The sequence below is a fragment of the Campylobacter sp. Cr9 genome (assembly GCF_020138295.1).
Taxonomy (GTDB): domain Bacteria; phylum Campylobacterota; class Campylobacteria; order Campylobacterales; family Campylobacteraceae; genus Campylobacter_E.
In genome coordinates, this window is sequence record NZ_JACGBH010000001.1 from 1 (window position 1) to 13,414 (window position 13,414).

Annotated in this window: 11 protein-coding genes; 1 reads left to right on the forward strand and 10 read right to left on the reverse strand. The window is 31.2% G+C overall.

All coding sequences use genetic code 11. The features are described 5' to 3' along the window. Window positions 1-12: 12 nt before the first annotated feature. The 10 genes from AVANS14531_RS00005 to nrfH form a co-directional block, all read right to left on the reverse strand. The gene (locus tag AVANS14531_RS00005) at window positions 13-792 is read right to left on the reverse strand and encodes an XdhC family protein (RefSeq protein WP_336610850.1); all 780 of its coding nucleotides are present in this window, start codon (window positions 790-792) and stop codon (window positions 13-15) included. Then, entirely contained in the window at window positions 785-1,582 is a 798-nt protein-coding gene (yqeB, locus tag AVANS14531_RS00010) for a selenium-dependent molybdenum cofactor biosynthesis protein YqeB (RefSeq protein WP_336610851.1), read from the reverse strand. Before yqeB ends, AVANS14531_RS00005 begins: the two co-directional genes overlap by 8 nt. After that, window positions 1,575-2,138: an NTP transferase domain-containing protein gene (locus AVANS14531_RS00015; protein WP_336610852.1), complete on the reverse strand. Its 564-nt coding sequence runs from the start codon at window positions 2,136-2,138 to the stop codon at window positions 1,575-1,577. Before AVANS14531_RS00015 ends, yqeB begins: the two co-directional genes overlap by 8 nt. Then, window positions 2,135-2,809, reverse strand: a complete 675-nt coding sequence (gene yqeC, locus AVANS14531_RS00020) for a selenium cofactor biosynthesis protein YqeC (RefSeq protein ID WP_336610853.1) — start codon at window positions 2,807-2,809, stop codon at window positions 2,135-2,137. Before yqeC ends, AVANS14531_RS00015 begins: the two co-directional genes overlap by 4 nt. After that, on the reverse strand, window positions 2,799-3,260 hold the full coding sequence (xdhC, locus tag AVANS14531_RS00025) for a xanthine dehydrogenase subunit XdhC (RefSeq protein WP_336610854.1): 462 nt from the start codon (window positions 3,258-3,260) through the stop codon (window positions 2,799-2,801). The genes yqeC and xdhC overlap by 11 nt, the downstream gene beginning before the upstream one ends. Continuing rightward, window positions 3,250-4,125: a xanthine dehydrogenase subunit XdhB gene (gene xdhB / locus AVANS14531_RS00030; protein WP_336610855.1), complete on the reverse strand. Its 876-nt coding sequence runs from the start codon at window positions 4,123-4,125 to the stop codon at window positions 3,250-3,252. The genes xdhC and xdhB overlap by 11 nt, the downstream gene beginning before the upstream one ends. Then, window positions 4,113-6,410 carry a xanthine dehydrogenase subunit XdhA gene (xdhA, locus tag AVANS14531_RS00035; RefSeq protein WP_336610856.1) on the reverse strand — a complete coding sequence of 766 codons (2,298 nt, stop codon included), beginning with the start codon at window positions 6,408-6,410 and terminating at the stop codon, window positions 4,113-4,115. Before xdhA ends, xdhB begins: the two co-directional genes overlap by 13 nt. A gap of 8 nt (window positions 6,411-6,418) precedes the next feature. Beyond that, window positions 6,419-7,753: a uracil-xanthine permease family protein gene (locus tag AVANS14531_RS00040; protein WP_336610857.1), complete on the reverse strand. Its 1,335-nt coding sequence runs from the start codon at window positions 7,751-7,753 to the stop codon at window positions 6,419-6,421. 458 nt (window positions 7,754-8,211) lie between these two features. After that, window positions 8,212-9,885: an ammonia-forming cytochrome c nitrite reductase subunit c552 gene (locus tag AVANS14531_RS00045; RefSeq protein WP_336610858.1), complete on the reverse strand. Its 1,674-nt coding sequence runs from the start codon at window positions 9,883-9,885 to the stop codon at window positions 8,212-8,214. A 12-nt stretch (window positions 9,886-9,897) separates the two neighbouring features. Further along, window positions 9,898-10,365 (reverse strand): cytochrome c nitrite reductase small subunit, encoded by a 468-nt coding sequence (gene nrfH, locus AVANS14531_RS00050; RefSeq protein ID WP_336610859.1) that lies wholly within the window; start codon window positions 10,363-10,365, stop codon window positions 9,898-9,900. Between the two features lie 277 nt (window positions 10,366-10,642). Here nrfH and napA point away from each other — a divergent pair, with 277 nt between their 5' ends. Further along, entirely contained in the window at window positions 10,643-13,411 is a 2,769-nt protein-coding gene (gene napA, locus AVANS14531_RS00055; protein WP_336610860.1) for a periplasmic nitrate reductase subunit alpha, read from the forward strand. Window positions 13,412-13,414 lie beyond the last annotated feature (3 nt).

Below are 13,414 nucleotides of genomic sequence, written 5' to 3' on the forward strand. Positions count from 1 at the left end.
GGGGTTTATAAGTTAAAAACTCTTTTTATGTGCTAAATTGCCTTGATTTTTTATAAGTAAAATCTCGCTTAAAATACTAAATGCAATTTCTCTTGGTTCTTGATTGGCTATATCTAAGCCTATTGGCGCATAAATTTTATGAAATAATTCATTGCTAAAACTATCTTTAATAAGCTCATCTTTAATAAATTTATGTTTGGTTTTTGAGCCTATTACGCCTATATATTTTGCATTTTTTTCTATTACACTTTTTAAACATTTATAATCATCTAAATGAGATTTTGTAACGATGATAATATAAGTATTTTCATCAATTTCTAAAAAATCTAAATCTTCATAATTGCTTAAATGCTCTTCATCTGCATAATTCTTTAAATACTCTTTCCTATCATCAAGCAAGATAGAATAAAAACCTAAGTATTTTGCTAAAAATATTATTTCTTTTCCTATGTGTCCTGCTCCAAAAATTATTAGTTTCGGTTTTTGATTTATTATTTTTATATAGCCACTTGCAAGCCCACCGCATTGCATTTTTAAATCACCATTAGGGGTTAATTCGTGGTTAAAAATCTTGCTTTTGTTATTTTCTAAGCATTCTTTAGCTTCTTTTAAAACTTCATATTCTAATTTGCCACCACCTATACTCCCAACGCTTGTTCCATCGCTAAATAAAGCCATCATTGAACCAGCGTTTCTTGGAGTGCTACCACTTGATTTTGTAAGTGTAATTAAGGCAATTTTTTCATTTTTTTCACATCTTTTATAAACTTCTTTTAAAACAATATCATCCATTTTTATTCCTATTTTCTAAATACATTAAAGCTTCAAGCACCCCACCACCTATGCTTCTAGCCTTATCTGAAATACTAAAACAATTTTCATATTCACTAATTCTTGGGTCAATATCTGCAATCTTAAGGCCTTTTTTAACTTCAAAATTATCATTAATAATACCCCTTAAAAGCCCACTAATACTAGCTTTAACAGGCGTATTGTTAATATATGCGATGATTTCATCTTCTTTTACAATATCACCTATTTTAGCAATAGCTTTAAAATTTCCACTATCGTTTGCATAAATTACTCTTTTTGCTCCAATTCCTTTTACTTCAGCAGGAATTGCTGTATTTTCTTCAGCAAAACCACTTAAAATTACTTTGCCTAAATTATGACCACGATTACTCTCAATTACTGCATGAGCATCAATTCCTGCACAAAATCCAGGTCCAATAGCAATTACTACAGGAGCCATATTAATATTTGTTCCTAGATTTTTTTTAGCCAAAATCGCATCAATTAAAGCCCTTGGCTTTATATAATTTAAAATATCTAAACACTCATCAATTATTATAGGTATAAAGCCGACACTATCTAAAAGCTCGTCTTTATTAACTAATTTTGCTTTTATTCCTTCTATTTCGCAAGTTTTATCATAGACTGCTTGAGAAAAACAAACCTTAGTTCTAATTGAACTTGGCTTTAAACATTCTAATAATAGCACCTTAAAACCTGCTCTAAAAAGCCTTGCAGCAATCCCGCTAGCAATATCTCCAGCTCCCCTAATAACTACAAAATCATTCATTTATTAGCCTTAAATCTTCTTTAGTATCTATGTCTTTTCCTTCTAATTCATCATCTAAATCAACAAAAATTACTTTATCTTTATATTTTTGAATCAGCACTCTTCCACCACTATCATTATCTAATTCACACAATTCTTTAAAATAACTTTTATCAAAAATAGTAGGCAAGGAATTGATTTTATTAAATCTAGGAACAACAATATAATTTTCTTTATATTTTGAAATAATAGTTTTTATTGAATTACTTTTTAAAAATACTTGATCAATGGGTAAAAATAAAGCATAATCGTAATCTAAAGAATTATTTAAAGCGATTTTTATACTTGTATTTTGACCTTTATTAAAAGCATTTAAAATAATATTTAAATCTTTATAATTTGTCTTTAAATATTCGTAATTATTCTCATTAGCAACTATTTTAATATCCATATTAAGCTCTAAAGCTTTTTTAATAACAATATCAATAAAATAAGCATTTTTATACTTTAAAAATGATTTATTAGCTCCAAGTCTTTTAGAATAACCAGCTGCTAAAATGATGCAAACACCTTTCAAAAATTAAGCCTTATATATTTTTCTTCTTTTAAAAATCCAGCTAATAATTTAAAATTTTTTAATCTTTTAGCAAGTTCGTTTAATACTTTTAAATCATCACACCTATTAAAGAAAATAAAATTGCTAGAATTTGAAATAGGAATTTCAAACATTTTAAGGCATATCTTTTCTATTAAATCAATGCTAATTACATCATTTTCACTTACTTTAAACACTTTTAAAAACTCATCAAATCTATGAATAAAATCTTTATTTAATCTATGATTTAATAAATGAAGTGGAACAATTCCTACTATTTTATTTGTATCTTCTAAAATAACAGGCTCATTACTCTTCCAAGCTTTATAAGGCAGTTCCTTAGCCCCATCAGCTTCATAAATAAACAAATCACAATTTTTATAAAAATCACTAAAATCATCTAAAGCATTTACTTTATTATCAATAATTTTTCCACATAAATTAACGCCTTTTTTTAGTTTATTTGCGTTTGTTTCATTATATAAATTATTAAAGCTTTTATCCTTTATCTCATACATTTTAGTGCTTGTTGTAAGAATTGTGATTTTATCTTGATTTTTTCTAGCTAGATTATAAGCAAAGGTAGTTTTCCCACCTGAGCCTATAATCGCAATCTTATCTTTTTGCTTAATTTCTAAAGCTTCATTTAGCATAATTTGCAGTTTCTTCTATTGCTTGAAAGATTTTTTTATATCCTGTGCAACGGCATAAATTACCAGAAACTCCGCGCTTTATTTCAAACTTAGTAGGCATTTTATTTTTATTAAGCAAAGCAGTTGATGAGATAATAAATCCAGGAGTGCAAAAGCCACATTGAACAGCTCCATTTTTTATAAAACTCTCTTGTAAAGGACTTAAACCATCAATAGGAGTTAAGCCTTCTATTGTGGTGATTTTCTTGCCATCAGCCCAAGCTGCTAAATAAATACAACTATTTACATTCTTTCCATCAACCAAAACAGCACAAGCTCCGCATTCACCAACACTACAGCCTTCTTTTGTGCCACTTAATTGTAATTCATTTCTTAATAATTCAAGCAATGACATTCTAGGGTCAATGTGTAATTCATAAATTTTATCATTAATACAAGTTTTAATTTTCATAATCTCTTCCTGTTAATTCATAAATAGCTCTTTTTGTAAGCGTTGTTAGAAGATTGTTTCTAAAATCTTTAGAAGCTCTCCAAGAATCTCTTGCCTTAGTTTCGTTTAAAACATTATTAGCAATTTTTTCAATATTTTCCTTAGTTAATTCTAAGCCTTTTGCTAATTTTTCACTTTCTTTAGCTCTAATAGGAGTAGGTGCAGCAACCCCATAAGCTAGTTTTAAATCAATTATTTTTTCATCACTTGATTTTAACATAACACTAACTCCAATTGTAGCTATATCCATTGCATTTCTTTGAGCAAATTTTATGTATTTACTAGCATATCCTTCGTAAGATTTCTTAGGTATTTTAATGCTTGTTAAAATATCTCCTTTTTCTAATTTCACCACACCTGCACTAAGGTAAAAATCACTTATTGCTATTTCTTTTTGCTTATTTTCGTTAAAAATAACCAAAATAGCATCAAGCGCAAAAAGACTTGAAGCACTATCAGCCGAAGTTGCGCCATTGCAAATATTTCCACCTATTGTAGCCATATTTCTAATTTGTGGGCCACCTACTAAAGCAGCTGCCATTTTTAGATTTGTTAAATTATTTTTTATGATTTCATTATTTTCTATATCATCAAAAGTGCATAATGAACCTATATGAATGAACTCATCATCAATTGTTATATTTTTTAATTCATTTAAAGTGTTAATTCCTATTAGGTGTTTATTTGAATATTTTTTATCCAAATTTCTAAGTTTAATTAAAACATCAGTTCCACCTGCAATTAATACCGAATCATCAATAGTTTTTAATAATCTGCTAGCTTCACTAACGCTTTTTGCTTCCGTGTAATTACTTAAATAATACATTCTTTATCCTTAGCTTGAAAAAATCTTTCTGGTGTTATTGGTATTTGATTAAATTCTATATTTGTTGCATCAAGCACTGCATTTCTAATAGCAGGTGCAGGAGAACACATAGGAGGTTCTCCTAAAGATTTATTACCAAATGGACCATAAGGGTCGTAATTATCAACAAAACCAACATCTAAATCAGGAACATCAAGTGCTGTTGGAACTTTATAATCTAAAAGATTATTATTTAAAATTTTACCTGTTTTAGCGTCGTATTTTAATTCTTCTAATAAAGCATAAGGAATTGCCATTCCCATACCACCTTCTACTTGAGAACTTGCTAAAAGTGGATTTAATACCTTACCAGCATCATGAACATTTAAAATATCTAATATTTCTATTTTTCCTGTATTCATATCAACCTCAACCATAGCCATAGTTACACCATAACTATAAGAGTTTGTATGACAATTCACACTTGCAAATGCTGATAAACTTTTAGCCTTTTGCCAATCATAAGTAGTATGTAAAGCAAAATCAGCTAAGCTCATTAAAACTTCTTTGTTTTTAAAGATAATATTTGCATTTTCTAATTCAAGATTTGCAAAATCAACATCTTTTAATCTCGCTGCTGTTTTTAATATTTTTGTTTTTAATTTTAAAGCAGCCTCTTTTACTGCAAGTCCTGTTACATAGCTTTGTCTTGAAGCATAAGCTCCTGTATCAAATGGAGCTGTATCTGTATCAGTATTTGCATCAACTATAACCCACTCATAAGGAATGCTTAAAACTTCTGCTGCCATTTGAGCTAAAACCGTATCAGAGCCTTGACCAATTTCGGTTGAGCCTAACATTAGTTTAATATGTGCATCTTGATTTAGTATTACTCTTGCAGCTGCCGTTTCTAAGCCCTTTGGATAAACACCAGTTGTGTAAGTAAAGGTTGCAAGCCCTACTCCACGCTTTTTATAAGGGTGATTAAATTCTTTACAGGCTTTTTGTTTTTCATAATAATTAAATTTTTCTTTAGCAACTTCAATACATTCTTTTAATTTTGCTGATTTTTGAATAACTTGATTTAAAGGATTTAAAACATCATTTCCTACTATATTTTTTTCTCTAAAGCTAATAGAATCAAAACCCATTTTTCTAGCGACATTTTCCATAAAACTTTCTATAAAAAACATAACTTGTGGAACGCCATATCCTCTCATAGCACCTGCTGTTGCTATATTTGTATGAACGGTTTTAATGTCATATCTAAAATTAGGAATATTATATAAAGATAATAAAACTCCACCGCCTTTAATACCAACCGAATGAGTATGAGATGCATAAGCTCCTTTGTTTGATAATACTTCTATATCCAAAGCTTTTATGAAACCATCTTTGCTAATACCCATTTTTGCTTTATATTCCATTTCGTGTCTTGTTCTAGTATATGCAATACTTTCTTCTCTATCAAGCGAGATTTGAACAATTTCTCCACCCATAGCCATAGATAAAGCAACGCAAAGTGGCTCAATTGTTACTTCTTGTTTATTACCAAAGCCACCACCAACAAAAGGTTTTATTACTCTAAAATAACTCCAGTGTTTTTCAAACACTTCTCCTAAAACTCTTCTTAAAATATGTGGAATTTGAGTTGAGCTTACTACTACATAGCGATTATCTTGGTCTTTATAAGCATAAGCTACTTGATTTTCCATATGGCAATGTTGTTGTAAAGGAACTTTAAATGTATCGCTAAAAACATAATCACTATTAGCTAAAGCTGTTTCAACATCTCCAACTTTACTGATAGTATGAGCCATTACATTGCTATCTAAATCCTCATGAATTTTAACAGCACCTTCTTGCATTGCTTCTTTTGGTGTTAGATAAAAAGGAAGTTCTTCATATTCAACTTTTACTTTACTTACTGCAATTTTTGCAGCTAAATCACTTGTAGCAATAACGGCTGCTATTTCATCTCCGAATAATCTTACATGCTCTGTTAAAATAGTTCTATCATATCTATCTCTTGTCTTTGGGTCTAGTCCAAATGGATGACCTGCGGTTGCAAATTTTGTTTTTGGCATATCTTTATAAGTTAAGATTTTAACAACTCCATCAACTTTTAAAGCTTCACTAAAATCAAAGCTCTTAACATATCCATGTGCTATACTAGCTCTTACAATTCTAGCAAAAAGCTTCTTTTTTGTAGGAATATCAGCAGTATAAATTGCTTTTCCTGTAACTTTAGCATAAGCATCCCATCTTGTTTCACTTTTACCTATTGTCTTAAAATCGTCTTTCATACTCACCCTTATTTATCTTTTGCAAAAATTAAAGAAGCTATCATAGAAGTAACACAAACTCCTACTACACTATCTTTAAAAACCCAACTAATATAACTAGGCAAATTACTAGTAATTTCAGGATGAACTCCAAATCCATACCCAAGACCAAAAGTAACACCTAATATCATCACATTTTTATTGCTAAATCCTGCATGTGCTACAATCTTAATTCCATTAATTAAAATCATAGCAAAAATCATAATAACAGCACCCCCTAAAACACTATCTGGAATAGTTCTAAATATTGCACCTAATTTAGGAATAAATGCTGAAATTATCACTACAATTGCTCCTAGTGCAATGCAATATTTATTAATAATTTTTGTCATCGCAATTATTCCTGCATTTTGCCCAAAAGCAGTATTTGGTAAAGCATTTAGCAAGCTTGCTACCATACAACCTACTCCATCAGCTAAAATTGCTCCACTTACTTCCTTTTCTTTTGCACTTCTATTAAATGCTGCAACAGTTATGCCATTTACATTACCTATTGTTTCAAGACTAATTATTATATAAACAATAGCAGCACTCACAATAGGAGCTAATTCAAAATGAAAATCATTTATTAAAATAATAGGCACAGGCAAACTAAACCAACTAGCATCACTAATAATGCTAGTATCAACCCTACCTACCATATAAGCTAAAGCATAGCCTATTACAAGACCTATTAAAATCGCTGAAACTTTGAAAATACCTTTTGTAAAACGCTGAATTGTAATAATAATTGCAAAAGTGCTAAAAGATAAACCTAAATTAATTAAATCCCCATAAGTTCCTAATTTTTTAGCAGCCAAGCCGCCCGCACAATAATTAACCCCTACATCTAATAAATTAATACCGATTGCAATTAAAACAACACCTATTACTAATTCTGATAAGATTTTTTTAATATATTTATAAGTAAAGCCTATAAAAATAGTAATTATGCTACCCATTAGAGATGATGCTAAAATAGCACTAAAACCATAAGTATTTGCTACATTTATTGCAGTTGGAACAAAGGCAAAAGTTGTTCCCATAACGATTGGAAGATTTGCACCTATTTGGATATTTTTGTATTTGATTGGATAAAGTTGTAATAAAGTTACAATTCCTGAAGCAAGCATTGCTGATTGAATTAAGCTTATACTATCTTGCGTGGATATTACTAAGCTTGTGCTATTTATTACACCTATGATTATCAAAATGGGGGCTAAATTTCCTGCAAACATAGCAAGAACATGTTGCATTCCTAAAGGAAGTGCCACTAAAAATGGAGGTTTTCCTTCTAAATTGTAAATTAAGTTTTTATCTCTCATCACACGCTTTCATTTTATAAAAGTCCGATTATACAAAAGCTTACTTAAAAGCGCCTTGATGATTATTAATAATATTAAAAGATAAGTAAAGTTAAATTCCTATTTCAAATTCTTTGAAAAATTGAAAGAATTTGAAATAGGAATTTGATTTTAATAAAATAGATTTTAAAGAACAATCAAAAAACTTTTCGCAAGCAAAGAAGTTTAGCTTATAGTAAAATAAAAAATATACAAAAGCAATTTTAGATTTTTTAAAGTTATTTGCTAAATAAATAAAAGCTAATTCAATTTTTTTGATAAGCAATAAATGGAAGCTATGAAACTAAAGCTATTATTGTTTTAATAATTTAATGAAATTCCTAATTCAAATTCTTGTATTTTAAAATAAGTTTTTGGAATTTGAAATAGGAATTAAAAAGATTTAATCATTTAAATTGCGAGAAAAATCTCGCAATTTATTATTTAAAGTTTAGATTTTTTATATCTTCATCAACTTTTTTCATAGCTTCTGTTGGAAGGCTTGCTGTTGGTGGTTTGTGGTCTAGCTTTTCAGGAGCTGCTGGAATTGTCGCCTCTTTAGTTAGCTCAATTTTTACTCCGTATTTGCTTAGCTCATTAGCTAAAGTCATTTGACCTTCACGAGCTAATTCTTTACATTGACCTATAATTCTCATAGCTTCTTGTGGTGAGTGGAAACCATAGCTGTTTTCACTAAATGCAAAGTCCCATCTAATATGAGTTTTTCTATGAGCATAAAGTGATTTTTCAAGTGCTTTTGAAATCGCATCTTCTTGTGCTTTACCTTCTAAACTAGCAAACTCAGGATGCTTAGCTAATTCACTTCTTGCTGTTTTAATATCTTGAATTAATGCCATTAAGTTATTTTCACATTGTCTTAACTCATAAGCATGGCGATTTTGAATACTTGCAATTCTGTCTTTTAATTGTTGCTCGCTTTGTGGGTGGCAAGTTTTGCAAGCTGCATTTATATCAGCATAAGGAGTTTGGATAGTGTGATTTGTAACCTTATTTGCTCCATCTCTTTTATATGGCATATGACAATCTGCACAAGTTACACCGCTTTTTGCATGAACGCTACTTGAATAAAGCTCTGCTTCTGGGTGTTGCATTTTAATAATTTTTGCTTTTGTATCTTTTTGAATGTAATCTTGTGGATACTCACCATTAGCAAATTTCTCATCATAGTATTCATCAAAGTTTTCTATTTTGAATGCTTCGTCTTTTTTCCATTTTGTCCATGGGAATACTAATGTAGAATCTTTTCCTTCAAAATAATACTCAACGTGGCATTGCTCGCAAACATAGTTTCTCATTGCTTTTCTATTTGCTTTAATACCGCTCTTAGCATCAGCTTCATATCCTCTTAAAACCATTGCGTTAATGAATGCTGGGCGAGTTACACGAAGGCTCATATCTTCAGGGCTATGACAATCCGCACAAGTTGAACCCATGTGAGAACCATGAATTCCATCTCCATATTTTTCTTCAACTTTTTTCATAACATCAAAATAAGGAGTTGAGTTCATTTTTGTCCAAGCATTTTTCATAAGCTGACCTTCAGCTCCCATTGCATCAAAAAATCCCATAGGTAATTTAGAAGCTTCTACTGGATCATTTCTAAATTCACTTAATTTATCACTTCTATAAATAGCAGTTACAAAGCCTGAGTGGCAGTTAATACATGCGCCTGGTTGGCCTTTGAATGCTGGTAAGCCGTGTGAGTTTAGATATTCTTTATTATTTCTTTTTGTTTCCATTTGATCAATTTGTGAATAATAATGAAGTCTTGGTTTAGAATAATCTACTGCAAACGCATAACCATTCCAAAATGTTGTTGTAACAGGCCAGCGAATAATTTTACTATATGGTAAGCTTCCACCGAATGGAGTTTCGAAATTGATATCTTTCATAGCTAAAAAGCCATCAAGTTGAGCTGGGAAGTTTCTACCCCATTTAGCAAAATCTGGTTCTTCATCGCTAATTTCAAAAGTTTTTAAAGGTTGAGTTTTGCTCTCGCCTTTATGTTCTGCAATATTTGTATTTAGTGCAAATAAACCTGCACCACCTAAAGCAGCAATCACAATAGCTGCAACATAAGTTGTTTTTGACATATTTTCTCCTTATTAATTATGTAAATGACCTATTGTTCTATGACAACTAAGACAATCAAGCGGCTCACTACTAATGTTAGTAGTCGCATTAATTGCGTTATGTGCGTAATCTTTGTGGCAAGTTGCACAATTACGATTAACATCTTCATGTGTCATCTCTGTAGGTTCTAAATTAGGTGGATTTCCTCCTACTGTAAAATAATAGCCGTGTTTTAAACCATGATAAGCTTTTTTAGTCCAGTAAGCCATAAAATCGCCTTGTGGTAAGTGACAATCAACGCAACCTGCATTGCTTGAATGCTCTCCTTTAGCCCAACTATCATATACATCTGTCATGATATGGCATTTGCTACAGGCTTCTGGCTTGCTAGTCATCATTAAAAAGCCATCTGCTATTATAAAAGTATAAATTCCACCACCAATAAAAATCCCTATGAAAATACAAAGGGCTAATAAAAGTTTGTTTGTTGGTTTTTTCATTTATACACCTTGTAAAGATTTGTAACATTAATTTAACATATAGTTTCTTAAAAATAATTGATAGAAATTAATAATATTTTTTAATTTTAAATTAATAATAAGTAGTAAATATCGTTAATATAGTGTTTTTAATCTATAAAATTGTTTATGAATTTTAAAGTTAATATAAAGTTGATAATATTACTTGATTTGTTTTAAAAAAATAAATTAATCTTAATCAATAAGTTTTTAAGGCAAATGAATTAACCTATTGACACAATATTTTTAAGGAGAAATTATGCAAAGAAGAGAGTTTTTAAAAAGCACAGCAATCGCAAGTGCTGCAGCTTGTGTAACTCCTAGTATGGCTTTAGCTAATAATGAAGCTAATGGTTGGACTTGGGATAAATCTGTTTGTAGATTTTGTGGAACAGGCTGTGGTATTATGGTAGCTACTAAGAATGGCAAAATCGTAGCTACAAAAGGCGATCCAGAAGCACCTGTAAATCGTGGTCTAAACTGCATTAAAGGATATTTTAATGCTAAGATTATGTATGGAGAAGATAGATTAGTAACTCCACTTTTAAGAGTAAATGCTAAGGGCGAATTTGATAAAAAAGGAAAATTTGCACCAATTTCATGGCAAAGAGCATTTGATGAAATGGAAAAGCACATGAAAAAAGCTCTAAAAGAGCAAGGTGTAAATGGTATAGGAATGTTTGCAAGTGGTCAGCATACTATTCAAGAAGGTTATGCTGCTGCAAAACTATTTAAAGCAGGATTTAGAAGTAATAATATTGACCCAAATGCAAGACATTGTATGGCAAGTGCTGTTATTGGATTTATGCAAACATTTGGAATTGATGAGCCTGCAGGCTGTTATGATGATATTGAGCTTACAGATACTGTTGTTTGCTGGGGTTCAAATATGGCTGAAATGCACCCAATTTTATGGAGCCGTGTAAGTGATAGAAAATTAAGAGATCCTGAGCGTGTTAAAATCGTAAATCTATCTACTTATACAACAAGAACAAGTGATATTGCAGATATTGAAATTATCTTTACTCCAAGCTCTGATATTGCGATTTTAAACTACATTGCAAGAGAAATTGTTTATAACAATCCAAAAGCAATTGATTGGGATTTTGTAAAAAATCATTGTGTATTTACAACAGGATTTGCTGATATTGGCTATGGAATGAGAAATAATCCAAATCACCCAAGCTTTAGTGAAGCAGAAAAAGACACCGTTGCTAAAGAAAACTCAATCATTTTAGATAGCGAAGAAGCAACTGCATTAAGTCACTTGGGTGTAAAAGCTGGTGATAAATTTGAAATGAAACACGCAGCACAAGCAGCACTTAACTGGCAAATTCAATTTGAAGATTTCAAAAAAGCTCTTGAGCCTTACACATTAGATTATGTTGCAAGCGTAGCTAAGGGAAATCCTGATGAAGATATAGAAGAATTTAAGAAAAAACTAAAAGCTTTAGCTGATTTATATATTGAAAAAAGCAGAAAAGTAGTAAGCTTTTGGACAATGGGCTTTAACCAACACACTCGTGGTAGCTGGGTAAATGAACTTGCTTATATGGTGCATTTTTTACTTGGCAAACAAGCAAAACCAGGTGATGGAGCATTCTCTTTAACAGGTCAGCCAAGTGCTTGTGGAACAGCTAGAGAAGTTGGAACATTCGCACACAGACTTCCTGCTGATATGGTTGTAGCAAATCCAAAACATAGAGCAAAAAGTGAGCAAATATGGAAAGTTCCAGAAGGAACAATCAATGGCGTAATGGGTAATCACTTTATGCAAATGATGAGAAACCTAGAAGATGGTAAGCAAAAATTCGCATGGGTAATGGTAAATAATCCATGGCAAAATACAGCAAACGCAAATCACTGGATAAAAGCAGCTAGAGAAAAAGATAATTTCATAGTAGTAAGTGATTGTTATCCTGGAATTAGTGCAAAAGTTGCTGATTTAATTTTACCAAGTGCTATGATTTATGAAAAATGGGGAGCTTATGGAAACGCTGAGCGTAGAACTCAACACTGGAGACAACAAGTTCTTCCAATAGGCGAAGCTATGAGTGATACATGGCAATTATTAGAGCTTAGCAAACGCTTTAAATTAAGCGAAGTTTGGGGAGAAGTAAAAGTTGATGAAAAGACTACTTTACCAAGCGTTTTAGAAAAAGCAAAAGCAATGGGTTATAAAGAAGATGATACTTTATATGATGTATTATTTGCTAATGCTGATTGCAAAGCGATTTCACTAGAAAGCGATAGTATGAAAGACTGGATGAATAGTGAAGTTAAGGGCGATAATAGAAATGTAAAAGGAAGTGATGGTAAGGTATTTAAAGGTTATGGCTTCTTTATTCAAAAATATTTATGGGAAGAATATAGAAAATTCGGAGCTGGTCACGGACACGATTTAGCTGGATTTGAAACTTATCATAAGGTAAGAGGCTTAAGATGGCCAGTAGTTGATGGTAAAGAAACTCAATGGAGATTTAATACCAAATATGACTTCTACGCTAAAAAAGCTAATCCAAATAGCGATTTTGCATTCTATGGAGATTTTGATAAATCAATTAAAAGTGGCGATTTAAAAAACCCAACTAGTGAAGAAGCAACTGCAATTACTAATAAAGCAAAAATCTTCTTTAGACCATTTATGAAAGCGCCTGAGCGTCCATCTAAAGAATATCCGTTCTGGTTATGCACAGGTAGGGTTTTAGAGCACTGGCATAGTGGAACAATGACTATGAGAGTTCCAGAGCTTTTCCGTGCAGTGCCTGAGGCAATGTGCTATATGCATCCAGAAGATGCTAAGGCTTTAGGAGTTGAGCAAAGAGAATTAGTATGGGTTGAATCTCGCCGTGGCAAAGTAAAAGCTCGTGTAGATTTAAGAGGTAGAAATAAACCACCTAGAGGACTTGTTTATGTGCCTTGGTTTGATGAGAATGTTTATATCAATAAAGTTACTCTTGATGCAACATGCCCTTTATCAAAACAAACTGACTTTAAAAAGTGTGCAGTAAAAATCACTAAGGCTTAAGAG

Excerpts from the sequence above, each read along its gene's own strand:
- AVANS14531_RS00005 (WP_336610850.1), bottom strand. The coding sequence starts at position 792 with ATGGATGATATTGTTTTAAAAGAAGTTTATAAAAGATGTGAAAAAAAT.
- yqeB (WP_336610851.1), bottom strand. The coding sequence starts at position 1,582 with ATGAATGATTTTGTAGTTATTAGGGGAGCTGGAGATATTGCTAGCGGG.
- yqeC (WP_336610853.1), bottom strand. The coding sequence starts at position 2,809 with ATGCTAAATGAAGCTTTAGAAATTAAGCAAAAAGATAAGATTGCGATT.
- xdhC (WP_336610854.1), bottom strand. The coding sequence starts at position 3,260 with ATGAAAATTAAAACTTGTATTAATGATAAAATTTATGAATTACACATT.
- xdhB (WP_336610855.1), bottom strand. The coding sequence starts at position 4,125 with ATGTATTATTTAAGTAATTACACGGAAGCAAAAAGCGTTAGTGAAGCT.
- xdhA (WP_336610856.1), bottom strand. The coding sequence starts at position 6,410 with ATGAAAGACGATTTTAAGACAATAGGTAAAAGTGAAACAAGATGGGAT.
- AVANS14531_RS00040 (WP_336610857.1), bottom strand. The coding sequence starts at position 7,753 with ATGAGAGATAAAAACTTAATTTACAATTTAGAAGGAAAACCTCCATTT.
- AVANS14531_RS00045 (WP_336610858.1), bottom strand. The coding sequence starts at position 9,885 with ATGTCAAAAACAACTTATGTTGCAGCTATTGTGATTGCTGCTTTAGGT.
- nrfH (WP_336610859.1), bottom strand. The coding sequence starts at position 10,365 with ATGAAAAAACCAACAAACAAACTTTTATTAGCCCTTTGTATTTTCATA.
- napA (WP_336610860.1), top strand. The coding sequence starts at position 10,643 with ATGCAAAGAAGAGAGTTTTTAAAAAGCACAGCAATCGCAAGTGCTGCA.